Consider the following 25,626-nt stretch of genomic DNA (forward strand, 5'->3'; position numbering starts at 1 on the left):
GTCGTCACCCACTTCCTATCAGTGTGCTGATACCTTGCCGGGCTTTCCGGTACGAGTCCGTGACGATGCCCGTTTTTTCCCGACTGCCGGCCGCTTCCGGTGTCCTGGTGCTTGTCCTCGCCCTCGCCCTCGCTGGCTGCGGTAGCGATGCACCCCCCGAGGCCATGCCCAGCCTGACCGTGAGCCTGGCGACGCCGCAGCTGCGCGAGGTCACGCGCGAGGTGGTGGCCTCGGGCGCGGTGGCGGCGTGGGAGGAGGTCTCGGTGGGCGTGGAACTCTCCGGCCTGCGCGTGTCTTCGGTGGAAGTGGAGGTGGGCAGCGTGGTCGCGGCCGGCGACGTGCTGCTGCGCGTCGACGATCGCACGCTGGCCTCGCAGCTGGCGCAGTCCGACGCCCAGGTGCGCGAGGCGCAGACCAACCTGGAGACCGCCCGCCGCAAGGCCGCGCGCATCCGCGAGCTCGCCAATTCGCAGATGGTGTCCCTGCAGGACGCCGAAGAAGCCGAAGCTGCGCGTGCCAACGCCGAAGCGCGGCTCAACACCGCCGTCGCCAGCCGCGACGCCGCGCGCGTGCAGCGCGACTTCACCGTGGTGCGCGCGCCGGTTGCCGGCGTGGTGTCCGCGCGCAGCGTGCAGCCGGGGCAGGTGGTGGGTGCCGGCACGGAGCTGCTGCGGCTGATCCGCGACGGCCGCCTGGAGTGGCGTGCCGAACTTGCCGAGGGCGACCTGCTGCGCGTGGGGGCCGGTACGGCGGTGCGCGTGGAGGCGCCGGCCGGCGGCACGGTCGAAGGCACCGTGCGCACCGTCTCGCCCGGGCTGGATGCGCAGAGCCGCACCGGCACCGTGTACGTCGACCTGCCGGAGCCGGGCGCGCTGCGCGCCGGCATGTTCGCGCAGGGGCGGCTGGCGCTGGGCCGCGCGCAGGCATTGCTGGTGCCGGGCGAATCGGTGGTGCGCCGCGACGGGCGCGCCTACGTCTTCACCGTCGACGAGGAAGGCCGCGTGCGCGAGCGCGGCGTGGTGACCGGCGGCGCGCAGGGCGACCTGGTGGAGGTGAGCGACGGGCTGACGCAGGGCGATCGCGTGGTGGCGCGCGGCGCGGGCTTCCTCGGCGATGGTGACCTGGTGCGCGTGGTCGAGAGTGCGGAGGCGGCCGATGCGGCGAACGCCGGGGCGGCTTCGGCATCCGCCGCAGGTACTGCGAGCACACCCGCCACAGTCGGCAATGCGGGCAACGGTGACGCGGCCGCGCCTGCCGCGGACCGCCGCCTGGACGGCGCCGGTGAGGCCGTCGCCGAATGAACTTCTCCGCCTGGTCGATCAACCGCCCGCTGCCGGCGATCCTGGTCTTCATCCTGCTGAGCGCCGCGGGCCTGCTGGCCTTCAACAAGCTTGCCGTCTCGCAGTTCCCCGACCTCACCGTGCCGGTGGTCAACGTCACCGTGACGCTGCCGGGCGCGAGCCCCAGCACGCTGGAAACCCAGGTCACGCGCAAGGTCGAGGACGCGACCGCGAGCATTCCCGACCTGCGCAACATGGCCTCGGTCGTCAACGAGGGCGTGTCGACCACCATCCTCACCTTCGAGATCGAGAAGGACGGCACCCTGGCCAAGGACGAAGTGCGCGACGCGATCGACCGCGTGCGCATCGACCTGCCGGCCGACGTCGAGCCGCCGATCGTTTCGCTGGTCAACGTCACCGGCGGCGACATGCTGACCTATGCCGTCACCGCCGACGGCTGGAGCGACGAGGAGCTCAGCTGGTTCATCGACGACACCGTGGCCAAGCGCCTGTTCGCCGTGCCCGGAGTCGGCACGGTGCGGCGCATCGGGGGCGTCAACCGCGAGATCCGCGTTGATCTGCGGCCGGAAGCCGTGCAGGGCTTCGGCGCCAGCCCGGCGCTGATCAGCCAGCAGCTCGCGCGCATCCAGCAGGAGCAGCCCGGCGGCCGCACCACCGTGGGCGGCAGCGAGCAGGCCGTGCGCACGCTCGGCACCGTCGAGACCGCCGCCGACCTCGCCAACTTCCCCATCTCCATGCCCGACGGGCGCAGCGTGCGGCTGTCGACGCTGGCAACGGTGAGCGACGGCAACGCCACCGTCAGCCAGCGCACCACGCTCGACGGCCGTCCGGTGATCGGCTTCGCCGTGCAGCGCACCACCAACACCAGCGAGGTTGACGTCGGCAACGCCGTGCGCGACAGCGTGGCGAAGCTGCAGGCCGAGCAGCCGCGCGTGCGCATGGTGGAAGTGGCCTCCACGACGCAAGTGGCCGAGAACTCGTTCGAGTCCTCGATGCACATGCTCTACGAAGGTTCGGCACTCGCCGTGCTGGTGGTGTTCCTGTTCCTGCGCGATTTCCGAGCCACCTTCATCAGCGCCATCGCGCTGCCGCTGTCGATCATCCCGACCTTCGCCGTCATGTACTGGCTGGGCTTCAGCCTCAACATGATCACGCTGCTGGCGCTGGCCGTGGTGGTCGGCATCCTGGTGGACGATGCGATCGTCGAGGTAGAGAACATCGACCGCCACCTGCGCATGGGCAAGTCGCCGAAGCAGGCCGCCACCGAGGCCGCCGATGAAATCGGGCTGGCGGTGATCGCGACTTCGTGCACGCTGGCAGCGGTGTTCATTCCCGTGGCCTTCATGCCCGGCATCCCCGGCAAGTTCTTCCGCGAGTTCGGCTGGACCGCGGCCGCGGCGGTGATGTTCTCGCTGCTGGTGGCGCGCCTGATCACGCCGATGATGGCGGCCTACATGCTCAAGCCCCTGCCCGAACACAAGGGCGACTCGAAGCTGATGCAGTGGTACCTGCGCTTCGTCGACAGTTCGCTGAAGCACCGCAACCGCACGCTGTCGGTCGCGCTGGGCATCTTCATCGGCTCGCTGGCGCTGCTGCCGCTACTCAAGGTCACCTTCATCCCGCCCATCGACGGCATCCAGAGCAACGTGCTGATCGAGCTGCCGCCGGGCTCCGCGCTCGCCACCACCGAAGAAGTCGCCGAGACCGCGCGCCAGCGCATCGCCGACATCCCCGAGATCGAGCACGTGTTCGTGACCGCCGGCAGCACCTCCGGCGCCAACGGCCCGGCCGGCGATATGAGCAGCGCCGAGCTGCGCAAGGCCACGCTGACCATCCGCTGGACCGACGACCGCGACCTCACCCAGTACGAACTGGAAACGCAGGTGCGCGAGCGGCTTGCGGACCTGCCCGGCGTGCGCCTGAGCTTCCAGGGCGGCGAACCCGGACGCGCCCTGCAGCTGGTGCTGGCCGGCGACGACCCGGTGAAGCTCGCCGCCACCGCGCGCGACGTCGAGCGCGAGATCCGCCAGCTGCCGGGCCTCGGCACCGTGGGCTCGTCGGCCTCGCTGGTGCGCCCGGAGGTGATCGTGCGCCCGGACCCCGCGCGCGCCGCCGACCTGGGCGTGTCCACCGCCGACATCGCCGCCGCCACCCGCGTCGCGACCCGCGGCGACTACGAGCAGTTCCTCGCCAAGCTCAACCTGCCCGAGCGCCAGGTGCCGATCCGCGTGCAGCTGGACGAGCGCGCGCTGTCGGACCCGTCACTGCTCGGCCAGCTGCGCGTGCCGACGTCGACGGGCGGCAGCGTGCCGCTGTCGTCGGTGGCTACGATCACCACCGCCAGCGGCCCCTCGCAGATCGACCGCTTCGACCGCCGCCGCAACGTCACCATCACCGTCGACCTCAACGGCATGGCGATGGGCGAAGTGGAAGGGCAGATCGATGCGCTGCCCTCGCTGCAGAACCTCCCGCCCGGCGTGGACCGGCAGGCCGCCGGCGACAGCGAGATCTTCGCCGAGATGTTCGGTGGCTTCGCCATGGCCATGGTCGCCGGCATCTTCTGCGTCTACGGCGTGCTGCTGCTGCTGTTCAACCACGCCAGCCAGCCGATCACGATCCTGGTGGCGGTGCCGCTGGCCGCGGGCGGCGCCTTCGGCGCGCTGCTGGTCACCGGCCTGGACATCTCGCTGTCGGTGCTGATCGGCCTGATCCTCTTGATCGGCATCGCGGTGAAGAACTCGATCCTGCTGGTGGACTACGCGGTCATGGCCGGGGAGAAGGGGATGTCGCGCCATGAGGCGCTGATGGACGCCTGCCACAAGCGCGCGCGGCCGGTGATCATGACCACGATGGCGATGGGCGCCGGGATGATGCCGATCGCACTCGGCCTGACCGCGGACGCGAGCTTCCGCATGCCGATGGCAGTGGCGGTGATCGGCGGGCTGATCACCTCGACCGTGCTGAGCCTGGTCGTGGTGCCGGCGGCGTTCACGCTGATGGATGACCTCGAGCAACGCCTGGTCCGCAGGCTCAGGGGCGGGGCGCCCGCCGCGGCGGCGTGATCGCGCGGTAGCCTGGGGGCCGCGGGGCGTCAGGACTCCCGGGCCACGTGGTAGCGGTTGCGCCCGGCCTTCTTGGCCTCGTACAGGGCGGCGTCCCCCGAGGCCATCAGGCCGGCCGCATCGGCCGCCTGCCGCGCGTAGGCGACGCCGATGCTGGTGCTGACCGTAAGCCGGGTGCCACCGACATCGACCGGCTCCGCCATGGCGGCGACCACCTTGCGCGCCACGGCCTCGGCGGCTCCGGGGGATGCGTCCTCGATCAGGATCACGAACTCGTCCCCGCCCAGGCGGGCGACCAGGTCGGTCTCGCGCACGCTGTCGCACAGCCGCTGCGCGAAGGCCTTGAGCACGATGTCGCCGGCGGCGTGGCCGTGGCCATCGTTGACCTGCTTGAAATGGTCGATGTCCATGCACAGCAGCGCGATCGGGATCGCGTGGCGCTGCTGCCGCTTGAGCGCCAGCCCCAGGCGCTCGTCGAACTGGCGGCGGTTGGCCAGGTCGGTCAGCGGATCGACGCGCGACAGCCATTCCAGCTCCAGCCGGCTTGCCGCCAGCGCCTGCTCGGCGGCGACGCGGCGACTGATGTTGCGGGCGGTCAGCATGATGTCGTTGGATTCGGCGTCGCCATCGGAAGGGATGCAGCGCAGCACGCCCTCGACCCAGACGTGGTGGCCGTCCTTGTGCCGGATGCGGTAGATCTCGGTGCGCGGGTCGCCCGAAGCGAGGACATCGGCCATTGCCTCCGCCTGCCGCGCGCGGTCGTCCGGATGCAGGAAATTCTGGCGCGCGCCGACCATCTCGGCGGGCCCGAAGCCGAACATCTCCGCAGCCGACGGCGAGACGTAGAGCAGCGCCCCATTGGCCGCTATGCGCGCGATGACGTCGTGCGAATGGTCCGCAAGCATGCGGTAGCGGCGCTCGCTTTCGCCCAGCCGCGCGGTCAGCCGTCTGCGTTCGGCCATGGTCAGGCAGAACGGGATCGTCATCAGGCAGCCGCCGGCAAGATAGAGCTGCAGCAGGGCCAGCCGGTCGGCGTCGCCCAGGCTCGGGTCCGACAGCGGCCCCTGGTCCAGCGTCGTGGCGGTGGCGATCACCAGGCCCAGGGCGATCACGCCCAGCCCGACGCCGGCGAAGCCGTGGCGTACGGCCAGCAGCAGCAGGGGCGGATAGGCCAGGAAGAGCAGCGGATAGCTGGTGGATGCAATGCCGGCCGCAACCGCGACCAGCAGGCCCAGGGCGGCCATCAGGCTCCAGCCGCGGCCGGGCTTCAGGAACAGGCCCACGCCCTCCCGCTGCACCACCAGGGTCATCGTCCCCAGCAGCACCATGCCGATGACGTGGGCGGCGTACCAGCCGCCCGCCGCACGCACGTAGTCCTGTCCGTGCATGAAGTGGGCCACGGCCGCGGCAATCAGTCCCGCCAGCGCGCAGGCGGCCAGCGTGGCCACGGTGGCGATGCTGCCCAGCGCGAGCCAGTGCTCCGGAGCGCGGATGTCGGGCACGCGGCTGCGGATGATCCACGCCACCGCCAGTGATTCCAGGAGGTTGCAGCTCGCGATGGCCAGTGCGTACGGGGCTTCGTCGCCGGCCAGCATGCGCGCCGGGAGCTCGGCCAGGAACGCGACCGCCAGGTAGCGCGGCCAGGTGCTGGTGCGCCGCGACAGCAGCCACCCGGTGAGGATGCCGTTGCCGACCCAGATGGCGGCGAGTTCGCCCGGTCCGCGGGCCAGGGTGAGTGCGAGCCACGCCGTCGCCGCGATCAGCGCCGCCAGTACGGTCCGATCGGCCCAGTATGTGCGTGGAAGTCTCAGGCGGCGGGAGGACATGGCCTTGCTGGTTGCGGGCCGGCGCGCTGCTCGGGCCGCGCCGTCTGCGCGCAGTCTACCCGCATGGCCGCGTGCCGCCCGGGACTCGCGGTCCGCGGGTCACGCGATGTTGATCACCGGTCGCGGAAGGTGGGGACCCCGATTGAAACGGAGATATCCATGACGCTGCTCCCCTCCGACACCCTGGTCGTGGTCGCCGACGGCACCGGCGCGCGCCTGTTCCGCAACGCCGGCGACGAGCGCGCGCCCTCGCTGCGCCAGGTCGAGCTGCGCGAGCTGATGAACATGGATGACGACGGCCCGGCGGGCAGCATGCCGCACGAATCCACCGGTGCCCAGATCGACGAGGCCACGTTCGCCAAGCAGCTCGCGCTGGCGCTGAACGAAGGCGCGCTCAAGCAGCAGTACCAGCACCTGGTGCTGATGGCCGATCCCACCACGCTCGGACGGATGCGCCCGCTGCTGCACAAGGAAGTCCAGCAACGCCTGGTCGCCGAGTTGCCGAAGACGCTGACCAACGCACCACTGGGCGATATCGAGCAGGCGCTGCGGGCACCGCTGTGAGCTACGAGGCGCGCTACTCGGCCGTGGAACCGGCGCGTGCGGAGCTCGATGCCATGGAAGGCACCCTGCTGCTGGAGTTCGGAACCGACTGGTGCGGGCACTGCCAGGCGGCACAGGCGCCGATCCGGGTGCTGCTGGGAGAACACGCCGGGATCAGGCACCTGAAGATCGAGGACGGTCGCGGACGGCCGCTGGGCCGCGCCTTCAAGGTGAAGCTGTGGCCGACGCTGGTGCTGCTGCGGTCGGGCCAGGAGCTGGTGCGGGTGGTACGCCCGGTATCCAGCGCTGACCTGGAACCGCTGCGCGACGCCCTGGCCCGGATCTAGCGGGCCGGCGTCCGTAAAGGTCGCCGGCTTTCCGCTCCCGCGGCGAACGGAACTCAGGCCCGGAGCAGCTCCCAGCTGCCGATTTCTGCCAGCACGAACGCCGGCCTGCGCGCCGCCAGAGCGGGCTGCGTGCGCCAGGCGGGCTGCGTGTCGGCGTCCGGTCCGCTGCCCGCGTCCGCACTCCAGCGCGACAGGCCGGGAAGGCCGGACTCCGCGGCGGCAGGCAAACGCAGGTCCGCGAGCGCTACGCCGCCGCGGGCAAGACCTACCAGCAGTTCGATGGAGCGGCCATCCAGCGGGCGATAGGCCGCCATGCGCAGGCGGCCGTCGGGACGCTGCGTGATCGCGGCCAGGAGTGCGTCGTCGCGCTGCAGGGCCACGACCGCCCCACCAAGGTCGACCGGGCCGATTTCGATCCACCAGTCCGCGCCTTCGGCGGCCAGGCATTCGTCGGCATCATCCGGTGCCAGCAGCTCCGCCAGGCGCGCCATGGCCGGCTCCATGGCCTGCCAGTCAGCCGCTTCACGGGCGGCGCGCAGCTGGAGCCCGTGCAGCATGTCGGCCAGCGGCAGCTCGCCGTCGTTGGCCACCGCGGCCTGGAAGGCGGGCAGTGCAACCGGGTAGGGAATGGAGGGCAGGCCGAGGCCGGTCAGCGCGTCGGCCGGGGGGTGGAGTTCGATCATCTGGTGCATGGCGCCTATTGTCCCTGCCTTCGTCTCACCAGGGGTGACTGCGGCATGACGCCTGTGTGGAATCGCGGTGCCGACCGCGCTTGACTTCGCACACGAAAACGGCCCCGCCGGAGCGGGGCCGTTGATTGCCGCCTTGCGATGCCTGCGTCAGTGGCCGGACGCTGCGTCGATCGCCTCGTTGCTGTTGAAGATCGTCGAGTCGGCTTCACCGTTGACGGTGAGGATGCCGGTCAGGCCCTTCTCGGCGCGGGACAGTGCGTGGTCGACCAGGATGTACTTGCCCGGGTAGTCGACCTTGAACTCGACCATGGTCGCGCCGCCCGGCGGCACCAGCGTGGTCTGCACGTCCGTCAGCGGCGGGCTGGTGAACGAGGCCAGGTCGTAGACCCGGTCGAACACTTCGCCGATCAGGTGGAAGCTCGAGATCAGGTTCGGGCCGCCGACGCCGAAGAAGATCCGGACTTCTTCGCCCACGTTCGCGTTCATGTCGTAGGTCTTGGTGAGCGCGTCCATGGAGCCGTTGAACATCAGGTGCTCGGGCTTCTCGTCAAGCAGCTTGTCGACCGAGAACTCCTGCAGGCCGCTGGAGCCGTGCTTCTGGGCGGTATAGAGCTCGCCCTGCATCACGTAGTACTCCTTGTCGACCGTCGGCAAGCCGCCTTCGGGCTCGACCAGGATCATCCCGTACATGCCGTTGGAGATGTGGTGGGCGATCATCGGCGTGGCGCAGTGGTAGACGAACAGGCCCGGGTGCAGCGCCTTGAACGTGAAGCTCTTGGTCTCGCCGGGGCGGACCTGGGTCACCGCCGCACCGCCGCCGGGGCCGGTCACGGAGTGGAAGTCGACCGAGTGGATGTTGACGCTGTCCTCGGCGTTCTTGAGGTTGATCGTGACCGTGTCGCCCTGGCGGATGCGCAGCAGCGGGCCCGGGACCGTGTTGTCGAAGGTCCAGTAGCGGTACGTGCTGCCGTCGGACAGGCGGCCTTCGACCTCGGTGGTCAGCAGGTCATAGGTCACGTGCTGGGCGGCGCGGTCGCCGACGGGCGTGCCGACTTCGGCCGGGTTCTTGGAGATGTCGACCGCCGTGCTCACTTCTTCCTTGACGTCGCCGACGATCAGCTTGCCGGCCATGCCCGCGAGCTTGTGCCCGGGGATGGTGCAGATGTATTCGAAGGTGCCGCCCTTGGCGGCGCGGAACACGATCGTGGTCGAGGAACCCACGCCGACCAGCTGGTCGGACTGGGCGCCGAACTCGGGCACCGCGATGTCGTGCATGGCGCCGTCGTTGTTGGTGATCGTGATCGCGACCACCGAGCCCTCGGGCACGCGCAGGTCCGGGTTGACCTGGTCCTTGATCGCGCCGGCGTTGCCGACGAAGACCATCTGGCCGCCGGTGATCTCGGTGCGCAGGCTGAAGTTGACGTCGGCGATCATGTCGACCGAGGCCGATCCCTGCGCGGCCACATCGGAGGGGACGAAGCCGCCGGCGGCGGCGAGTGCGAACAGCAGTACCAGGTTTCTCATGGTGATGACCTCAGTGGTTGAACGACTTGAAGAAAATCGGGGGCCGATGCCGCGGGGGGTGCTGCCTGGCCGATGGAGCGCACGTTACTGCTGCGCAGCGGCCAGCCCCATGATCTGGGTCAAGCGCGTACGTTCGCGTATGGAAAGCGTCCGGTCTTGACCTGCGTCAGATCCATTCCGATGCCTGGCGCGGAGAATCCGCCGTGAAATGAACACGAAGGCATTCCAGCACTGGATGGGGCGGATCGGACTGGCGGCAGCGCTGTTGCTGATGCTGGTACCGACCACCACGCGACTGCTGGACGCCCCGGGCGAGGCGGGTGTCGCGCAGGCTCCTCTCCACGATGGCGGACATGCCCGGCATGGTGGACACGATGGTGGGGTTCCGGGCGATGCCCGTCCCGCAATCGGTGATCCGGACTGCGACTACTGTCCGCTGCTGGCCGCGTTCACGCACTCGGCGACGGTGGTGTTCAAAGCCTTCGCGTTGCCGGTGGCGACCCCGCAGGCGCTGGCGCCAACCGCACCCAGCGTGGCATGGCTGCACCCGAACGGACTGGGCTCGCGCGGACCGCCGCGCGTCGGCTGACCTTGCCACGCCGCCCGGCACCCGCCGCGCGGCACCCCCATCGCATTCCGCTCCATGGAGTCACGCCATGTCGATCCCCTTTTGCCCGGTGATCCGTTCGTCCTGCCTGTGCCTGGCGATTGCCGCCGCGCTTGCCAGCCCCGTCGCGCTTGCACTGGAGGCCGCCGCGCCCGACACCACGTCGGACGCAACGCGCACGGTGGATTTCGAAGCGCTGGTGGTCACGGCCGCCGCGCCGGTGTCCGCGCTTACCTGGGAAACCAGCCCGAAGCTTCCGCGCCAGCCGGTGCCGGCCAGTGATGGCGCCGACTACCTCAAAACCATTCCCGGCTTCAGCAGCGTCCGCAACGGCGGCAGCAACGGTGATCCGGTGCTGCGCGGCATGTTCGGCTCGCGCCTGAACCTGCTGACCAACGACGGTGCCATGCCCGGTGCCTGCCCTTCGCGCATGGACAACGCGATGTCCTACATCGCGCCCGAAACCTATGACGCGCTGGTGGTCACCAAGGGGCCGCAGACCGTGCTCTGGGGCCCGGGCGCGTCGGCCGGCACGGTGCGCTTCGAGCGTGACCGCGAGTTTTACGGCGAGCCCACCTGGAAACTTGCCGGCAGCGCGCTGGCCGGCAGCTGGGGCCGCAACGACCAGGTGGTCGACGCGAGCTACGGCATGCCGCTCGGCTACGCACGCGTGAGCGCCAACCGCTCCGAATCAGGTGATTACGACGACGGCAACGGCGACCGCGTCGGTTCGGCGTGGAAGAAGTGGAACGCCGACTTCGCGCTCGGCTGGACGCCCGACGAGGACACCCTGCTCGAACTCGGCGTGGGCATCGGCGACGGCCAGGCGCGGTATGCCACCCGCGGCATGGATGGCAGCAGCTTCGACCGCAGCAACTACAGCCTGCGCCTGGAGAAAGCGAACATCGGGTTCGGTGCGCTGCAGGAATTCGAGGCCAGCGTCTACCACAACGTCGCCGACCACGTGATGGACAACTACAGCCTGCGCGACCCGAACCCGAACGGTTCGATGCCCATGCCGATGGCGTCCAACGTCGAGCGCAGCACCAGCGGCGGGCGCGCCGCGGCGACCTGGCGCGGCGCCGCGTTCGAGCTCGTCACCGGCATCGACGCCCAGGACAGCCGCCACCGCCGTCGCGCCGGCATGGGCCGCAACGCCTATCTGGCCATGCCATGGACGGTGGACGCGCGCTTCGACAACCTCGGCCTGTTCGCCGAAGGCACCTGGTTCCAGGGCGACGACAGCCGCTGGATCGCCGGCGCGCGCGTGGACCGCGCGGGTGCCGAGGACGGGCGGATGACGGTGGCCGGTGGCCACGGCAGCCCGGCGATGCCCAATCCGACCGCGGGCCAGTCGCGCGAAGAGACGCTGAAGGCCGGCTTCGTCCGCTTCGAACGCGACGTCGGCAAGTCGCTCAGCTGGTACGCCGGCATCGGCCATACCGAGCGCATGCCCGACTACTGGGAGCTGTTCTCCGCGGACATGGGCCCGATGGGCTTTGCCAACGCCTTCGCCGGCCTCGACACCGAGAAGACCACCCAGCTGGACGTCGGCCTGCAGTACAGCGGCACGCGCTTCGACGCCTGGATCTCGGCCTACGCCGGCCGCGTCGATGACTTCATCCAGTTCCACTACATGGACGCAATGACGGGTCCGATGTCCAGGGTGTCGAACATCGACGCTCGGACCAGCGGCGCCGAGCTTGGCGGCGAGTACCGCGCGAACGAGGACTGGAAGCTCGGCGCCAGCCTGGCCTATGCCCGCGGCAAGGACCGCGACAGCGGCCGTCCGCTGCCGCAGATGCCGCCGCTGGAGGGCCGCTTGAGCGCCGACTGGAACAACGGCACCTGGTCGGCCGGTGCCCTGGTCAGGCTGGTCGACGGACAGAACCGCGTCGCCGAGGGCTATGGCAACGTGGTCGGCCAGGACATCGGTCCCAGCGCCGGCTTCGCCACGCTCGCGCTCAACGCCGGCTACCGCTTCGCAAGCGGCGTGCAGCTGACCGCCGGCGTCGACAACCTGTTCGACCGCGCCTACAGCGAGCACCTCAACCTCGCCGGAAACGCCGACTTCGGCTATCCGGCCGATGCGGTGCGGATCAACGAGCCGGGCCGGACGCTCTGGCTGCGGGTGGGCTACACCTACTGACGAGTCGCCGTCGCGGGGCAGCGTGGTGCCGCTACTTCGGCGGGACCACGCCGCCGTCCTCTTTGGTGAACGGGGTGCTGATCTGCGGCAGGATCTCGAGCACCCTTTCCGACGGACGCGCCAGCCGCACCCCGAGGCCGGTGCGCACGAAGGGCCGGTTGATCAGCACCGGCTCGGCGAGCATGGCGTCGAGCAGCGCGTCTTCGGGCAGGGACGGGTCGTCCAGGCCGAGCTCGGTGTACTTCGCTTCCTTCGCGCGGATGGCATCGCGAACGCCGATACCGGCGTCGCGAATCAGCGCGACCAGCTCGTCGCGCGACGGCGTGTCCTCCAGGTATTCGATGACCTCGGGCTCGATGCCGGCATGGCGGATCAGTGCCAGCGTGTTGCGTGACGTCCCGCAGCGCGGGTTGTGATAGATCGTGGCGTGCATGGTGGGCCTCGCTGGGGGGCGCTCCACTGTAGCGGTGCGGGGAAGGCCTGGCACCGTGCGCGCCTACAATCAGGGCGTGTCCGCCGCGCCTTCCAATCCGCCGCCCGGCCTGCGCCAGCAGATGCGCGGCATGTTCGATGTGCGCCGCGGGCATGCTGGCCGCCACCGGTGGCTTCACCGCGCTCTACGGCAGTGATCGTCCCTATCTCAACCGTGCGCGCGAGCTGGCCCTGATCGCGCTGGCGTTCGCGGCGGCGGTGGGCATCGGCATGGCCGCCGCGGCACTGGGCTGGATCGTGGTGGTGCCGGTGGTGGCGGTGATGGCCATGGTCGTCACCTGGATGGGCAACGCCTTCCAGATCGGCCCGCCGGGGGCGTACATGTTCCTGCTGGCCTGCGCCGCGGCCAGCGGCATGCCGGCCCCGGAGGGCGGCCCGCTGGCGGCGGCGCTGCTGGTGCTTTGCGGCGGCGCCTTTGCCTGGTGCGTGCACATGTTGGGCGCGCTGTCGGACGCGCGCGGCCCTGAAAAATCAGCGGTGCTGCGTGCCGGCGATGCCGTGGCCGCCTTCGTCGCGGCCGCGGGCACGCCGGGGCAGGATCGCGCACGCCATGCCGCCGCGCGCACCCTGCACGCGACCTGGAACACCCTGGTCAGCTATCAGCCCAAGCGCGCGGCTCCCGGCCGCCTGACCGCGCTGCGCGCGGTCAATCGCCGCATGCACCTGCTGTTTGCCGATGCCATGGCCGCTGCCGCCCGCGGCAAAGCGCCGCCGGCCGCGATCACCGAAGAAGTGCGCGGACTGCCCACTCCAGCCCGACACCAGCGCCGCCAGGCCTGATGGCGCTGCAGTTCGTGGTCGAAATGCTGGTCGTGCGCAACTACGCGCTGGCGGTGGTGTTCATCACCAGCGCGGCCCTGCTGCTGGCTTCGGGCGGCCAACTGATCGAGGCACCCGGGCCCTTCGTGCTGGCGCGCGGCGTCGATACCGCGATCGGCTGCGCCATCGCCTTGCTGGTGTTCCGCCTGCTGCCAGCGCGTCCGGCCGCGGCGCGCACGACACCCGGCCCGCTGGGCGCGCAGCCGCCGCTGCTGGAACGCGAGCTGCGCAGCCTGCAGGAATGCCTGGCGCGTGAGCCCGGCGCCGATGCGGGATTGACCCGCAGCGCTGATCGGGGTCCGGTCAGCGTCTCCTATTGACCCATCGACGGGGCCGGAGCGTCGTCACCGTGCGTGCCCAGGCGATCGACCAGTGACTGGCTCGCCAGGTTCAGCCCGACCACGTCCACCGTCGCGCCATGCTTGCGCAGCTTCAGCACCACGCGGTCCAGGGCGCCGACCGCGCTGGTGTCCCAGAAATGCGCATCGCGCACGTCGATCAGCACCTTCCCGGGCGTATGCAGGTAATCGAAGCTGTTGGCGAACTGCACTGCGGAGGCGAAGAACACCTGGCCCGTCACGCGGTAGCTGCGGCTGCCATCGTCGCCATCGTGGTGTTCGACCTGCAGCATCGAGCTCACCCGGCGCGTGAACGACAGCGCGGTGAGCAGTACGCCGGCCAGCACGCCCTTGGCCAGGTCGTGGGTGGCGACGGTGACCACCACGGTGCCGAACATGATCAGGTTGGCGCTCTTCGGGTGGGTCTTCAGCTCGCGGAAGCTCTTCCAGTGGAAGGTGCCGATGCTGACCATGATCATCACCGCCACCAGCGCCGCCATCGGGATCATCGATACCCAGTCCGATGCGTAGACCACGAGCAGCAGCAGGACCACGCCTGCGACCATGCACGACAGCCGGCCGCGGCCCCCGGAGCTGACGTTGATCACCGACTGGCCGATCATCGCGCAGCCGGCCATGCCGCCAAACAGGCCGGCGACGATGTTCGCCGAACCCTGGCCGGCACATTCGCGACGGCGGTTGGTGGGCGTGTCGGTCATGTCCTCGACGATCTGCGCGGTCATCAACGACTCCAGCAGGCCGACCACGGCCAGCGTGGCCGACACCGGCAGCAGGACCCACAGCGTGTCCAGCGTCCAAGGAATGTCCGGGAACAGGAACGTCGGCAGCGCATCCGGCAGCTCGCCCATGTCACCCACGGTGCGGATGTCCAGGCCCAGCCAGAGGCTGAGCGCGGTGAGCAGGATGATTGCCACCAGCGGCGATGGCACGGCTCTGGTGACCAGCGGCAGCAGGTAGATGATCGCCAGCCCGACCGCGCACACGATGTACACCGTCAGCGGCATGCCGATCAGCTCCGGCAGCTGCGCCATGAAGATCAGGATCGCCAGCGCGTTGACGAAGCCGATCACCACCGAACGCGACACGAATCGCATCAGCGTGTTCAAGCGCAGTGCCGCCGCGAGGAGCTGCAGCACGCCGGCCAGGATGGTCGCCGCCAGCAGGTACTGCAGCCCGTGGTCGCGCACCAGGTCGACCATCACCAGCGCCATTGCGCCGGTGGCGGCCGAGATCATGCCCGGACGGCCACCGGCCACTGCCGTGACCACCGCGATGCAGAACGAGGCGTACAGGCCGACCCTGGGATCGACGCCGGCGATGATCGAGAACGCGATGGCCTCGGGGATCAGCGCCAGCGCGACCAGCACGCCGGACAGGACATCGCCGCGGATGTTGCCGAACCACTGCTCGCGCAGCGGCGGATAGATGACGGACATGGAGCGGCTCCGTGGGCGTCGGCGGCGACGCGCACTGCAATGGTGGGAGGTGGGGTTGGCCTGAGCGGCGGGGTGCAGTTCAGCGTGCGTGGTGCGCGCCGGGCTCGTGTATGTCAATGCCGGCCTCGTGCTGGATGCGGTCGCGCAGCCACGCGGCGAAACCGGCTTCGGGGAGACTGCCTTCGGCAAGGCCGAGACAGACCGGGTACAACTCGAGGTCTTCGGCCTGCAGCGAGCCGCCATTGAGCACGATGAACACTTCGCAGGCTACGGCCGCAGTGCGCCTGTTGCCGTCAATGAAAGGATGGTTGCGCGCCAGGCCAAACGCCAGGCTCGCGGCGAGATCGGCAAGGTCCGGCGAAGGGTCGCCGTTCGCGTACAGCTGCTGCGGACGGGCGAGGGCGGAGTCCAGCAGGCTTTCGTCACGCACACCGCCGCTGCCGCCGTGCTCGCTCAGCTGGCGGTCGTGGATGGCAAGTGTAAACGGCTTCCCGATCCACGTGATCATGGCCGCCACTACTGCGCGAGCTTGTTGAGCAATGCACGGCGATCGCGCATGACCTGCTCCGCGACCTCCATCTGCTCGGCCAGCGTCGGATCGAACACGGTCAGCCTGATGCCGTCGGGCGTCTCCAGCGCGAAAAGTTCGTCGCCCTTCTGCAGGCGCAGGCGTGCGAGCAGATCCTTGGGCAGGATGACCCCGGAGGAATTGCCGATGGTGGTGATCTTGAGCTTCATGACCGATACTCTGGGGCGGTTATAACCAATGTTATGCCGCCCGGGACCGCCGGACAAATCCCGAAGCTCGGTGTCAGTTCCCCGAGTGCTTCTTCACCCAGGCCACATAGCCGTCCACCCAGCCCTGCAGGAAGCCGCGGCTGGCCTCGCCGACGCTGCCATCGGCTTCGAACAGCCCGTCCTTGGCCTGCAGGAAGACTTCCGGCTGGCCATATGTCGGCATGTCGAGATAGCCGACGATGGCGCGCAGGTGCTGCTGCGCGCAGGCGGTGCCGATGGCACCGATGGAGATGCCGACGATGCCCGCCGCCTTGCCGCCGAACGCGCTCTGGCCATACGGCCGTGAGGCGTGGTCGATGGCGTTCTTGAGCACGCCAGGCACCGAGCGGTTGTATTCGGGGGTCACGAACAGCACCCCGTCGGCTTCGGAGATCAGCGCCTTGAGCCGTTTCGCCGGCGCCGGCTGATTGTCGTCCTCGTCCTGGTTGTAGGGCGGCAGATCGTCGATGCGCGCGTATTCGAAGCTCACGCCTGCCGGCAGCAGTTTTTCCAGCGCCTGCGCGAGCGAGCGGTTCAGTGAGTCCTTGCGGATGCTGCCAACGAGCACCGCGATCTTGAGGTCGGCCATGGGATGGCTCCGCGTTTCCGGGGGACCTCCATCATCAAGCCGCTGCCGTTAACAGCCCGTTGCCGCGCCTTCGCCACGCATCTGCGCGCCACGCTGCCGCGCCAGTGGGGCGACCGCGTTGCGTGGTCGCCACCGCATGCGCCATGATCGGACGACACCGGGGAGGAGAGGATTGATGATCGATTGCACGCAGCGCAGCGCGGTGGGCAGGTGAGCATGGAGATCGTGCCGGTCTGGAAAAAGGTGACGCCGGAACTGTCGTCGGAACTCATCGCCATGTGGGCGCGCAACAGTGCGCTGCCTGATCCGACCAGGGCCGCCGAGCGCGCGCAGCAGGCGGTGGCCGTGGGCCGCGATGATGAAGGCCGGATCTGGGGCGTCGGCACCGCGGTGCTGGGTATCGTTCCGTCCTTCGGCCAGCCGACCTATCTCTACCGGCAGTTCTTCGACGTCGGCGCGCGCGGATTGAAGCAGACCATGCCCTTCCTCAATGCCATCCGCGACACGCTGGAGGCCTACAACGCCTCGCTGCCGAAGCCGGAGTCGGTGGGGGTGATGATCGAACTGCAGAACGACGACATGGCCGTGCGCTACCAGGACATGTACGAGGCCGAGGCGAAGGCGCACTTCATCGGCTGGTCGCCGCGCGGGCGGCAGCTGCGGATGATGTATTTCAAGGACGCCAGGATCATGCTCCCGTTCGACGCCGTGCCCCGGAAACGGCCGGTCGCGGCGTCCTGAGCCCGGGCCCCGGCGCCTTCGCCGGGAGCCTTGCCGCTTCACCGCGCCGCGACGCCCGCGGCCGGAAGGTATGCCTCCCCACCCGAGGAGGAAGGCGACATGGCACGCGGAAGCTATGACGAGGCGCAGCTGCACGAGCTGCTGTACCAGGGCATCGAGACCGAGCTCGGCGGCGAGCAGGTCTACCTGAAGGCGATCGAGTGCGCGGTCAATGACGACCTGCGCAAGGAGTGGAACGACTACCTCGAGGAAACCCGGCACCACCAGGAGGTGCTGCTGGGCGTGTTCGAGCAGCTGGGGCTGGATCCCGGCGTCCGCACGCCGGGCCGCGAGGTCGTGGCCCACCACGGCAAGTCGCTGGTGAAGGCGATGGAGATGGCGCAGGCGGCGGGTGATCCGGTGGCCGCCGAACTTGTCGCCGCGGAGTGCGTGGTCCTGGCCGAGACCAAGGACCATCTCAACTGGGAGCTGGTCGGCTACGTCTCGAAGAAGGCCACCGGCGATGTCGGCAAGGTGCTCAAGGCCGCGTACGAGGAGGTCGAGCAGCAGGAAGACCACCACCTGTACCACACCAAGGGATGGGGTCGGGAGCTGTGGCTGCAGTCGCTTGGCCTGCCGGCGGTGCTGCCGCCGCCGGAAGAGGTGAAGAAGGTCGAGACCGCGATCGGCGCGGCGCGCGCGGAGAACGCCCGCGACGGCATGCGCAAGCACTAGCACGTGCCGGCGCGCGGCCGTCGACTATCGGCAGTCGCGCGCGCGCCGGAGGCGGGTCAGGCCCGGCGCAGCAGGCGCAGCCCGAACCAGTCGCAGGCATCGTTCCAGCCATCGACCACGCGCAACCCCGCCTCGGACGCCAGCGCGCCGATGCGGGCGTCGGTGTATTTCTGGCTCTGTTCGACCTGCATCGATTCCCCCCGTGCAAACGCGAACTGCTGCTGCTCCACGGTCACGACCTGGTCGCGCAGGCTTTCCAGGGTGGTCACGATCCGGCCTTCGGGCTGCACATAGCGTGCGCGGTGGGCGAAGCCTGCGAGGTCGAAGTCGCTGCCGAGGTCGCGGTTGAGGCGGCGCAGCAGGTTGAGCGTGAACTCCGCGGTGATTCCCGCGGCATCGTTGTACGCGGCTTCGACGATGGCCGGATCCTTCTCCAGGTCCAGGCCGATGAGGGCCGCGCCGCTGCCGCCCATGGTGTCGCGCATCGCGGCCAGCAGGCGCACCGATTCCTCGCGGCTGAAGTTTCCGAGCGTGGAGCCCGGGAAGAACACCAGCGCCGAGTCGGCCCTGCGCGAGGGCGTGGGCAAGGGAACCGCCTGGGTGAAATCGGCCAGCACCGGCAGTACTTCGACGTCGCCGAACTCGCGGTCCAGGCGCTCCGCGCTGGCGGTCAGCGCAGAGCGCGAGATCTCGATCGGCGTATAGGCCACAGGGTCTTCGAGTGCGTCCAGCAGCAGGCGGGTCTTGCGGCCGCTGCCGCTGCCGTACTCGACCACGTGCGCGCGCGGGCCGACCGCGGCGGCGATCCGCGGGCCGCAGTCCGCAAGCAGGGCCAGCTCCACGCGCGTCGGGTAGTACTCCGGCTGGCGGGTGATGGCCTCGAAGAGTTCGGATCCGCGCTGGTCGTAGAAATATTTCGACGGCAGGTGCTTCGGGGTGGCCGACAGGCCGCGCAGCACGTCGCCGGTGATGTCGTCGACGCTGGGGTGCAGGTCGGTGATCGTCAGGTCATTGCTCAAGCAGGATCCTTTGCAAGGCGCAGGCCGGAGAACTGCCAGCGCGCGGGCGGTGCGAAGAAGTTGCGGTAGGTCGGGCGGGCATGTCCCGGCGGCGTGGCGCAGCTGCCGCCGCGGAGCACCAGCTGGCCGCTCATGAACTTGCCGTTGTATTCACCCAGGGTGCCCGCGAGCGGGCGGAAGCCGGGGTAGGGCGCGTACGCGCTGGACGTCCACTCCCAAGCCTGGCCGGTGCCGGCAAGGTCGGGTGCCGCGACTTCCCACTCGGCCTCGGTCGGCAGGCGCGCGCCGGCCCAGCGGGCGAAGGCGTCGGCTTCGTAGTGGCTGAGGTGGCGCACCGCCGCATCGGGATCGCGCGCCCTCCATCCGGCCAGGGTGAACTCGCGCACGCCGTCGGCGTGCCAATACATCGGGCGTCGCCAGCCTTGCCGCTGCGCGAGGTCCCAGCCGTCGCTCAGCCACAGCGACGCGGTGTCATAGCCGCCGTCGGCGACGAAGGCGGCGTACTCGGCGTTGGTCACAGGATGCGTGGCCATGGCGTGGGCCGGGACCAGCACCCTGTGCCGCGGCGTTTCGTTGTCGTAGGCGAAGCCGGCGCCGTCACCCGGCCAGCGCGCGGCGCCGACTTCGGCGATGCACTCGTCGCATTCGATCCAGTCAGCGCCCGCGGAGCGATGCAATGACGCGGTGGCGCCAGCGGATCCAGCGCGTCCGGTTGCAGCCGAGTGCGCCTGTTCGATCATGCAGTCCGGCTGGTAGGCCGGCTGCAGCGGATTGCACCAGAGCGCGTGCTTGATGTCGGTGAGCAGCAACTCCTGGTGCTGCTGCTCGTGGTGGGTACCGAGCAGCAGCACGTCGCACGTGTCCGCCTCGAAGCCGCCGGCCGCCAGCCGCTCCAGCACGCGGGCGTCGATGGCCTCGCGCCAGGCCAGCACCTCGGCCAGGGCCGGTCGTGACACCAGGCCGCGGCGCGCGCGCGCGTGGCGCTCGCCGGCGCCGACGTAGTAGCTGTTGAAGAGATAGTCCCAGCCGTCCGGCATAGCCCCGGGGGCATCGCCCAGCACGAAGCGCGAGAAGAACCAGCTGGTGTGCGCCAGGTGCCACTTGGCCGGGCTGGCCTCGGGCATCGACTGCAGCTGCGCGTCCTCGGGGGACAGCGGCGCGGCGAGCAGCACGGTGTGGGCGCGCACTTCCGCATAGCGGGCGGCGAGATCGAAAACCATGCCCGAAGCATAACCGCTGCGGCGGGCGGTCTCCGGGCAGGCCGCTCGCGGGGTCGTCATTCAGGCAAGCGTCCGCAGCTTCGGGAGCGGCCATCCTGTCGCGGCCGGCGTAAAGCCGGCGTCGCGGCCAGGATGCAGACAGGAGGGGACCGCGGGCGACGCGGGCTTCATGGGCGCAAGGCCAGGCTCGTGCCATGGCCATGGACCTCTTTCCGGACACAGGCGCGGTGCAGGTGGTGGATGACCCCGAAGGCGGCATCCGCTACTGGCCGGCGTTCGCCGCTCCCGGCGAGGCCGATGCATGGTTCCAGGCGCTGCAGGCACGGGTGCCCTGGTCTTCGCACCGACGGCAGATGTACGACCGGACCGTGGACGTGCCGCGACTGCTGGCTTCGTGGCGGGTCGACGCGCTGCCCGACGGACTGCCGCTGGCCACCATGCTGGAACAGGTGCGCGGCGTCGTGCCGGCGCCGTACAACGCGGTCGGCCTCAACCTCTATCGCGACGGCCGTGACAGCGTCGCCATGCACAACGACAAGCTGCACACCATCGTGCCCGGGCAGCCGATCACACTGGTGTCGCTGGGCGATCCGCGCAGGATGCTCGTGCGTGCGAAGGATGGCGCGCGCGAGCGCCATGCCATCGACCTGGTGCACGGCAGCCTGCTGGCGATGAGCCATGCCTCACAGCTGAGCCACGAGCACGGCATTCCGAAGACCGCGCGGGCCGTGGGCCCGCGCATGAGCGTGGTGTTCCGCGTGCGCCCACCGGCGCACGCGAAGTGACGTCGCGGCGTCGGGACCGGCACGCGCGCGGCGGTTGCGGCTGCGCGCCCGGGCTCAGGCGACGTCGGGTTCGCTGAAGGCCTCCGGCTCGTCCTCGGCAGAGCCGATCGGGATGCAGCTGCAGAAGACATTCTTGTCGCCGTGCACGTTGTCCACGCGCGCCACCGGCGGCCAGTACTTCTGCTGGCGCAGGCTGGGCAGCGGGAACACCGCCAGCTCGCGCGGATACGCGTGCGTCCACTCGCTCGCCGACACCTGCGCCGCCGTGTGCGGCGCGTGCTTGAGCGGGTTGTCCTCGCGGTCCAGGCGGCCGTCCTCGATCGCGCGGATCTCCTCGCGGATCTGGATCATCGCGTCGATGAAGCGGTCGAGCTCGTGCATCGACTCGCTCTCGGTCGGCTCCACCATCAGCGTGCCCGAGACCGGGAAGCTCAGCGTGGGCGCATGGAAGCCGAAGTCGATCAGGCGCTTGGCCACGTCCTCGGCGCCAACGCCGGTGGCGTCCTTGAGCGGCCGCAGGTCGAGGATGCACTCGTGCGCGACCAGGCCGTTGCGGCCGGTGTAGAGGGTCGGGTAGTGCGGTTCCAGGCGCTTGGCGACGTAGTTGGCGTTGAGCAGCGCGACCTGGGTGGCGCGGCGCAGGCCTTCGGCGCCCATCAACACGATGTACATCCAGCTGATCGGCAGGATGCTGGCCGAGCCGTGGGTCGCGGCGGAGACCATGCCGACCTCGCCCTCGCCGCCGAAGGCGCGCGGCAGGAACGGCGCCAGGTGCGACTTCACCGCGCAGGGGCCGACGCCGGGGCCGCCGCCGCCGTGCGGGATGCAGAAGGTCTTGTGCAGGTTGAGGTGGCTCACGTCTGAGCCCCACTTGCCGGGACGCGCGACGCCGCAGAGCGCGTTCATGTTGGCGCCGTCGGTGTACACCTGGCCGCCGTGGGCGTGCACGATTTCGCAGATCTCGACCACGTCCTCCTCGAACACGCCGTGCGTGGACGGGTAGGTGATCATGATCGCGGCCAGGCGGTCGGAGTACTTCTCCGCCTTGGCGCGGATGTCCTCGACGTCGACGTTGCCGTTGGCGTCGCAGCGGGTCACGACCACGGTCATGCCGACCATCTGCGCCGAGGCCGGGTTGGTGCCGTGCGCGGACTCCGGGATCAGGCAGATGTCGCGGTGGCCCTCGCCCTTCGAGGCCAGGTAGGCGCGGATCGCGAGCAGTCCTGCGAACTCGCCCTGGGCGCCGGAGTTCGGCTGGAAACTCACCGCGTCGTAGCCGGTGATCTCGGCCAGCATCGCCTCCAGGCCGTCGATCAGCACCTTGTAACCCGCGGTCTGGTCGGCCGGTGCCAGCGGGTGGATCTCGCTGAATTCGGGCCAGGTGATCGGGATCATCTCGGCGGTGGCGTTGAGTTTCATGGTGCACGAGCCCAGCGGGATCATCGTGCGGTCCATGGCCAGATCCTTGTCGGCCAGGGCGCGCATGTAGCGCAGCAGCTCGTGCTCGCTGTGGTGGGTGTTGAACACCGGGTGGGTCATGAACGCGGTAGTGCGCTCGAGGCCCGCGGGCAATGCGTCGGCAGCCCCGGCGTCGAGCGCGTCGATGTCGTCGATCACGGCACCGAACAGCGCGGCCAGTGCCACCACGTCATCGCGCGTGGTGGTTTCGTCCAGGCTGATGCCGACGCTGCCGGCGTCGATCGCGCGCAGGTTGATGCGCGCCGCGCCGGCCTTGGCATGCACCGCCGCGGCGTCGAGGCCGCTGACGTGCAGGGTGTCGAAGAAGTCATCGCCCACGGTGGCGCCGGCATCGCGCAGCGCAGCGGCGAGGATCGTGGTGAACCGATGCACGCGGCGGGCGATGCGGGTCAGGCCCTCGGGACCGTGGTAGACGGCGTACATGCTCGCCATTACCGCCAGCAGCACCTGCGCGGTGCAGATGTTGGAGGTCGCCTTCTCGCGGCGGATGTGCTGCTCGCGGGTCTGCAGGGTGAGGCGGTAGGCGGCATTGCCCTCGACGTCGACCGACACGCCGATCAGGCGCCCCGGGATCTGCCGCTTGAACGCGTCGCGACAGGCCATGTAGCCCGCGTGCGGGCCGCCAAAGCCGAAAGGCACGCCGAAGCGCTGGGTGTTGCCGATGACGATGTCCGCGCCCCATTCGCCGGGTGCGGCGATCAGGGTCAGCGCCAGCAGGTCGGCGGCCACGGTGACCACGCCCTGGCGCGCGTGCACGGCCTCGGCCACCGCGCGGTAGTCGCCGATGCGGCCGAAGGTGTCGGGGTACTGCAGCAGCACGCCGTAGCTGTCGACGGTCGCCGCGTCCGCATCGTCGCCCACGTGCAGCTCGATGCCGAGGCCGCCGGCGCGCGTGCGCAGTACTTCCAGCGTTTGTGGATGCACGTTCTTCGATACGAAGAAGACGTTGGACTTCGACTTCGCCGAGCGCTTGGCGAGCGTCATCGCTTCCGCCGCCGCGGTGGCCTCGTCAAGCAGCGAGGCGTTGGCGATCTCCATGCCGGTCAGGTCGGCGAGCATGGTCTGGAAGTTGATCAGCGCCTCCATGCGGCCCTGCGAGATTTCCGCCTGGTAGGGCGTGTAGGCCGTGTACCAGGCCGGGTTCTCGAGGATGTTGCGCAGGATGACGTTGGGCACGTGGGTGCCGTAATAACCCTGGCCGATGAAACTGCGGAAGACGGTGTTCCGGTCGGCGATGGCGCGGATCTTCGCCAGCGCGTCGACCTCGGTCATCGGCGGCGGCAGGTCGAGCGCGTCGCCGGAGCGGATCGAGCCGGGCACGATGGCGTCGGTCATCGCATCGAGCGAATCGTGGCCGATCACGCGCAGCATCCGCGCGATCTCGTCTTCGTTCGGGCCGATGTGGCGTTCCACGAATGCATCGTGGTGCTCGAGCGAGCGGAGGGAAGCGGGCTGCTTTGACATGGCAATGGACTCTGGCGGGCGCGGATGGGCCGCGTGCGTGCACGCGGGGCGCCCCTCTGTCCTTTTGCCTGAGAGTTCGAGGCGGGCGTGACGCCCACCCCATGCACCTTCGGCGCCGGGTTTGACCGGTCTCTCCAGAGTTTGTCCCCGCCAGCGGTACATGGGCCTGAGCGATTACGGGCGTTGCGCCTTCGGCAGCCGACCCGGTGGACTGGAACGGCTTCTCCCGCTGGAGAGTCTTGCCCGGGGATTATAGCCTGCGCGGGCAGCGCCAGCTCCCGTGGAGCAGTGCCAGCCTCTCCTACAGCGGACGGGGGGAGCCGGTATCCTTGCCGGCCCGCCTTCATCCCGTCGGCCTGCCGCCGGCCCGCCCATGCCCCCGCACTTCCCCAGGTCCACCGGCCGGCTGGCGCTGCTGCTCGCCGGTCTGTCAATGTTCGGCCCGTTCTCGATCGACGCGATCTTTCCCGCGTTCCCGGTGATCGGCGAGGCGCTGGGCGCCGACAAGCTGGCCATGCAGCAGACCATCAGCGTCTATCTGGTGGCCTATGCGCTGATGAGCCTGGTGCATGGCCCGCTGTCCGACGCCTTCGGCCGCAGGCGGGTGATCCTTGGCGGGCTGGTGGTGTTCATCGCCGCCTCGGTGGGCTGCGCGCTGGCCAACGACCTGACGACCATGCTGGCCTTCCGTGCCCTGCAGGGCCTGTCGGCGGGCGTGGGCCTGATCGTGGGCCGTGCGGTGATCCGCGACCTGTTCGACGGCGACGATGCGCAGCGGCTGATGAGCCAGGTGTCGATGATCTTCGGCATCGCGCCGGCGATCGCGCCGGTGATCGGCGGCTGGATCCTCGGCTGGGGCCACTGGCACGACATTTTCTGGTTCCTGGTCGGCTTCGGCGTGCTGCTGCTGGCGGCGACCTGGATGTGGCTGCCGGAAACCCATCCCGCGCAGAACCGCAGCGCCCCGGTGCCGCGGCGGATGCTGGCGGACTACGTGCTGATCTTCACCAACCGGCGCTTCCAGCGGCTGGCGGCGGCCGGTGCGCTGAACTTCTCGGCGCTGTTCCTGTACATCGCTTCGGCGCCGGCCTTCGTGCTCGACCTGCTGCGGCTCGATGAGCGCAGCTTCGTGTGGTTCTTCGGGCCGATGATCGGCGGGATGATGCTCGGTGCCTTCACCTCCGGCCGCGTGGCCGGACGCATGCCGCACGCGGTGCAGGTCAACATCGGCTTCGCCTGCTGCGGAGTGGCCGCGGTGGCCAACGTCGCCTACGGCCTGCTGGTGGACGTGCCTGCGGTGCCGTGGGCCGTACTGCCGGCGGCGCTGGGGGCCTTTGGCGTGGCCATGGTGTTCCCGGTGCTGACTCTGGCGATCCTCGACATGTATCCGCGCCAGCGCGGTTCGGCGTCGTCGCTGCAGGCCTTCACCAGCCTTGCGCTGAACGCCGCGGTGGCCGGGCTGCTGTCGCCGATGGTCAGTGGTTCGATGCTGACGCTTGCGCTGGCCGGGGCGGCGTTCACGCTCGCGGGCTGGCTGGTGTGGCGCCTGGAGCGCTACCGGACCAGGCGACTGCCGGCGGGGCAGTGCGAGCCGGGGATGCCGGATCCGGCGGAGCACGTCTGACGTCGGCGGCCAGCGGCCGCGGCTTCAGCGGTCGCCGATCGGCAAGTCGAGCGTGGC

Annotated in this window: 23 protein-coding genes and 1 riboswitch; of the genes, 12 read left to right on the forward strand and 11 right to left on the reverse strand. The window is 69.7% G+C overall.

From position 1 onward, the window contains the following. The first annotated feature begins 164 nt into the window (after positions 1-164). On the forward strand, positions 165-1,301 hold the full coding sequence (locus WCE37_RS01880; protein WP_343253636.1) for an efflux RND transporter periplasmic adaptor subunit: 1,137 nt from the start codon (positions 165-167) through the stop codon (positions 1,299-1,301). Next, a complete protein-coding gene (locus tag WCE37_RS01885) occupies positions 1,298-4,363 on the forward strand; it encodes an efflux RND transporter permease subunit (protein ID WP_343277886.1) in 3,066 nt (1,021 codons plus the stop codon). Before WCE37_RS01880 ends, WCE37_RS01885 begins: the two co-directional genes overlap by 4 nt. Before the next feature lie 29 nt (positions 4,364-4,392). Here WCE37_RS01885 and WCE37_RS01890 read toward each other — a convergent pair whose 3' ends face one another. After that, positions 4,393-6,189, reverse strand: a complete 1,797-nt coding sequence (locus WCE37_RS01890; RefSeq protein WP_343277887.1) for a diguanylate cyclase — start codon at positions 6,187-6,189, stop codon at positions 4,393-4,395. Between the two features lie 159 nt (positions 6,190-6,348). On the opposite strand from WCE37_RS01890, the gene WCE37_RS01895 reads away from it, so the two are divergent. Together WCE37_RS01895 and WCE37_RS01900 are read left to right on the forward strand one after the other, a co-directional pair. Beyond that, a complete protein-coding gene (locus WCE37_RS01895; protein WP_343277888.1) occupies positions 6,349-6,753 on the forward strand; it encodes a host attachment family protein in 405 nt (134 codons plus the stop codon). Beyond that, on the forward strand, positions 6,750-7,079 hold the full coding sequence (locus WCE37_RS01900; protein WP_343277889.1) for a thioredoxin family protein: 330 nt from the start codon (positions 6,750-6,752) through the stop codon (positions 7,077-7,079). The genes WCE37_RS01895 and WCE37_RS01900 overlap by 4 nt, the downstream gene beginning before the upstream one ends. A 53-nt stretch (positions 7,080-7,132) precedes the next feature. Here the strand turns inward: WCE37_RS01900 and WCE37_RS01905 are convergent, their stop codons facing one another. Next, positions 7,133-7,771, reverse strand: coding sequence for a hypothetical protein (locus tag WCE37_RS01905; RefSeq protein WP_343277890.1), 639 nt, complete (start codon positions 7,769-7,771; stop codon positions 7,133-7,135). A 147-nt stretch (positions 7,772-7,918) separates the two neighbouring features. After that, entirely contained in the window at positions 7,919-9,295 is a 1,377-nt protein-coding gene (gene nirK / locus WCE37_RS01910) for a copper-containing nitrite reductase (protein ID WP_343253630.1), read from the reverse strand. A 208-nt stretch (positions 9,296-9,503) separates the two neighbouring features. On the opposite strand from nirK, the gene WCE37_RS01915 reads away from it, so the two are divergent. Continuing rightward, on the forward strand, positions 9,504-9,884 hold the full coding sequence (locus WCE37_RS01915) for a DUF2946 family protein (RefSeq protein ID WP_343277891.1): 381 nt from the start codon (positions 9,504-9,506) through the stop codon (positions 9,882-9,884). A gap of 67 nt (positions 9,885-9,951) precedes the next feature. Continuing rightward, positions 9,952-12,051 carry a TonB-dependent copper receptor gene (locus WCE37_RS01920; protein WP_343277892.1) on the forward strand — a complete coding sequence of 700 codons (2,100 nt, stop codon included), beginning with the start codon at positions 9,952-9,954 and terminating at the stop codon, positions 12,049-12,051. 31 nt (positions 12,052-12,082) lie between these two features. On the opposite strand, the gene arsC is transcribed toward WCE37_RS01920, so the two are convergent. After that, on the reverse strand, positions 12,083-12,484 hold the full coding sequence (gene arsC, locus WCE37_RS01925) for an arsenate reductase (glutaredoxin) (protein WP_343277893.1): 402 nt from the start codon (positions 12,482-12,484) through the stop codon (positions 12,083-12,085). A 137-nt stretch (positions 12,485-12,621) separates the two neighbouring features. Here arsC and WCE37_RS01930 point away from each other — a divergent pair, with 137 nt between their 5' ends. After that, positions 12,622-13,323 (forward strand): hypothetical protein, encoded by a 702-nt coding sequence (locus WCE37_RS01930; RefSeq protein WP_343277894.1) that lies wholly within the window; start codon positions 12,622-12,624, stop codon positions 13,321-13,323. Beyond that, entirely contained in the window at positions 13,323-13,682 is a 360-nt protein-coding gene (locus tag WCE37_RS01935) for an FUSC family protein (protein WP_343277896.1), read from the forward strand. Before WCE37_RS01930 ends, WCE37_RS01935 begins: the two co-directional genes overlap by 1 nt. On the opposite strand, the gene WCE37_RS01940 is transcribed toward WCE37_RS01935, so the two are convergent. The 4 genes from WCE37_RS01940 to WCE37_RS01955 all read right to left on the reverse strand — a co-directional run bounded on the left by WCE37_RS01940 (position 13,676) and on the right by WCE37_RS01955 (position 16,523). Continuing rightward, positions 13,676-15,157: a SulP family inorganic anion transporter gene (locus WCE37_RS01940; protein ID WP_343277897.1), complete on the reverse strand. Its 1,482-nt coding sequence runs from the start codon at positions 15,155-15,157 to the stop codon at positions 13,676-13,678. The genes WCE37_RS01935 and WCE37_RS01940 overlap by 7 nt on opposite strands. Positions 15,158-15,236: 79 nt before the next feature. After that, positions 15,237-15,665 (reverse strand): type II toxin-antitoxin system death-on-curing family toxin, encoded by a 429-nt coding sequence (locus WCE37_RS01945; RefSeq protein WP_343277898.1) that lies wholly within the window; start codon positions 15,663-15,665, stop codon positions 15,237-15,239. A gap of 8 nt (positions 15,666-15,673) precedes the next feature. Beyond that, positions 15,674-15,895 carry an AbrB/MazE/SpoVT family DNA-binding domain-containing protein gene (locus WCE37_RS01950; RefSeq protein WP_343253624.1) on the reverse strand — a complete coding sequence of 74 codons (222 nt, stop codon included), beginning with the start codon at positions 15,893-15,895 and terminating at the stop codon, positions 15,674-15,676. 73 nt (positions 15,896-15,968) lie between these two features. Beyond that, positions 15,969-16,523 carry an NADPH-dependent FMN reductase gene (locus WCE37_RS01955; RefSeq protein ID WP_343277899.1) on the reverse strand — a complete coding sequence of 185 codons (555 nt, stop codon included), beginning with the start codon at positions 16,521-16,523 and terminating at the stop codon, positions 15,969-15,971. Positions 16,524-16,706: 183 nt separating this feature from the next. Here WCE37_RS01955 and WCE37_RS01960 point away from each other — a divergent pair, with 183 nt between their 5' ends. Together WCE37_RS01960 and WCE37_RS01965 are read left to right on the forward strand one after the other, a co-directional pair. Next, positions 16,707-17,264 (forward strand): hypothetical protein, encoded by a 558-nt coding sequence (locus WCE37_RS01960; RefSeq protein WP_343277900.1) that lies wholly within the window; start codon positions 16,707-16,709, stop codon positions 17,262-17,264. Between the two features lie 99 nt (positions 17,265-17,363). Then, the gene (locus WCE37_RS01965) at positions 17,364-17,978 is read left to right on the forward strand and encodes a hypothetical protein (RefSeq protein ID WP_343277901.1); all 615 of its coding nucleotides are present in this window, start codon (positions 17,364-17,366) and stop codon (positions 17,976-17,978) included. Positions 17,979-18,034: 56 nt separating this feature from the next. Here WCE37_RS01965 and egtD read toward each other — a convergent pair whose 3' ends face one another. After that, positions 18,035-18,997: an L-histidine N(alpha)-methyltransferase gene (gene egtD, locus WCE37_RS01970; protein WP_343277902.1), complete on the reverse strand. Its 963-nt coding sequence runs from the start codon at positions 18,995-18,997 to the stop codon at positions 18,035-18,037. Further along, entirely contained in the window at positions 18,994-20,217 is a 1,224-nt protein-coding gene (gene egtB, locus WCE37_RS01975; protein ID WP_343277903.1) for an ergothioneine biosynthesis protein EgtB, read from the reverse strand. The genes egtD and egtB overlap by 4 nt, the downstream gene beginning before the upstream one ends. Positions 20,218-20,417: 200 nt before the next feature. Here egtB and WCE37_RS01980 point away from each other — a divergent pair, with 200 nt between their 5' ends. Then, positions 20,418-21,002 (forward strand): alpha-ketoglutarate-dependent dioxygenase AlkB, encoded by a 585-nt coding sequence (locus WCE37_RS01980; RefSeq protein ID WP_343277925.1) that lies wholly within the window; start codon positions 20,418-20,420, stop codon positions 21,000-21,002. Between the two features lie 54 nt (positions 21,003-21,056). Here WCE37_RS01980 and gcvP read toward each other — a convergent pair whose 3' ends face one another. Then, on the reverse strand, positions 21,057-23,945 hold the full coding sequence (gcvP, locus tag WCE37_RS01985) for an aminomethyl-transferring glycine dehydrogenase (protein ID WP_343277904.1): 2,889 nt from the start codon (positions 23,943-23,945) through the stop codon (positions 21,057-21,059). 46 nt (positions 23,946-23,991) lie between these two features. Then, positions 23,992-24,093, reverse strand: a riboswitch (glycine riboswitch). Between the two features lie 225 nt (positions 24,094-24,318). Here gcvP and WCE37_RS01990 point away from each other — a divergent pair. Beyond that, on the forward strand, positions 24,319-25,569 hold the full coding sequence (locus WCE37_RS01990) for a multidrug effflux MFS transporter (RefSeq protein WP_343277905.1): 1,251 nt from the start codon (positions 24,319-24,321) through the stop codon (positions 25,567-25,569). Positions 25,570-25,626 lie beyond the last annotated feature (57 nt).

This window comes from Luteimonas sp. MJ250, from assembly GCF_039548455.1.
GTDB lineage: Bacteria > Pseudomonadota > Gammaproteobacteria > Xanthomonadales > Xanthomonadaceae > Luteimonas.

Bases quoted from the DNA above. Each gene is read 5' to 3' on its own strand.
- WCE37_RS01885 (WP_343277886.1), top strand. From the start codon at position 1,298: ATGAACTTCTCCGCCTGGTCGATCAACCGCCCGCTGCCGGCGATCCTG.
- arsC (WP_343277893.1), bottom strand. From the start codon at position 12,484: ATGCACGCCACGATCTATCACAACCCGCGCTGCGGGACGTCACGCAAC.
- WCE37_RS01935 (WP_343277896.1), top strand. From the start codon at position 13,323: ATGGCGCTGCAGTTCGTGGTCGAAATGCTGGTCGTGCGCAACTACGCG.
- WCE37_RS01945 (WP_343277898.1), bottom strand. From the start codon at position 15,665: ATGATCACGTGGATCGGGAAGCCGTTTACACTTGCCATCCACGACCGC.
- WCE37_RS01955 (WP_343277899.1), bottom strand. From the start codon at position 16,523: ATGGCCGACCTCAAGATCGCGGTGCTCGTTGGCAGCATCCGCAAGGAC.
- WCE37_RS01905 (WP_343277890.1), bottom strand. From the start codon at position 7,771: ATGCACCAGATGATCGAACTCCACCCCCCGGCCGACGCGCTGACCGGC.
- WCE37_RS01965 (WP_343277901.1), top strand. From the start codon at position 17,364: ATGGCACGCGGAAGCTATGACGAGGCGCAGCTGCACGAGCTGCTGTAC.
- WCE37_RS01915 (WP_343277891.1), top strand. From the start codon at position 9,504: ATGAACACGAAGGCATTCCAGCACTGGATGGGGCGGATCGGACTGGCG.
- WCE37_RS01950 (WP_343253624.1), bottom strand. From the start codon at position 15,895: ATGAAGCTCAAGATCACCACCATCGGCAATTCCTCCGGGGTCATCCTG.
- WCE37_RS01990 (WP_343277905.1), top strand. From the start codon at position 24,319: ATGCCCCCGCACTTCCCCAGGTCCACCGGCCGGCTGGCGCTGCTGCTC.
- WCE37_RS01890 (WP_343277887.1), bottom strand. From the start codon at position 6,189: ATGTCCTCCCGCCGCCTGAGACTTCCACGCACATACTGGGCCGATCGG.
- nirK (WP_343253630.1), bottom strand. From the start codon at position 9,295: ATGAGAAACCTGGTACTGCTGTTCGCACTCGCCGCCGCCGGCGGCTTC.
- gcvP (WP_343277904.1), bottom strand. From the start codon at position 23,945: ATGTCAAAGCAGCCCGCTTCCCTCCGCTCGCTCGAGCACCACGATGCA.
- WCE37_RS01895 (WP_343277888.1), top strand. From the start codon at position 6,349: ATGACGCTGCTCCCCTCCGACACCCTGGTCGTGGTCGCCGACGGCACC.
- WCE37_RS01940 (WP_343277897.1), bottom strand. From the start codon at position 15,157: ATGTCCGTCATCTATCCGCCGCTGCGCGAGCAGTGGTTCGGCAACATC.
- WCE37_RS01880 (WP_343253636.1), top strand. From the start codon at position 165: ATGCCCAGCCTGACCGTGAGCCTGGCGACGCCGCAGCTGCGCGAGGTC.
- egtB (WP_343277903.1), bottom strand. From the start codon at position 20,217: ATGGTTTTCGATCTCGCCGCCCGCTATGCGGAAGTGCGCGCCCACACC.
- WCE37_RS01980 (WP_343277925.1), top strand. From the start codon at position 20,418: ATGGACCTCTTTCCGGACACAGGCGCGGTGCAGGTGGTGGATGACCCC.
- WCE37_RS01920 (WP_343277892.1), top strand. From the start codon at position 9,952: ATGTCGATCCCCTTTTGCCCGGTGATCCGTTCGTCCTGCCTGTGCCTG.
- WCE37_RS01930 (WP_343277894.1), top strand. From the start codon at position 12,622: ATGTGCGCCGCGGGCATGCTGGCCGCCACCGGTGGCTTCACCGCGCTC.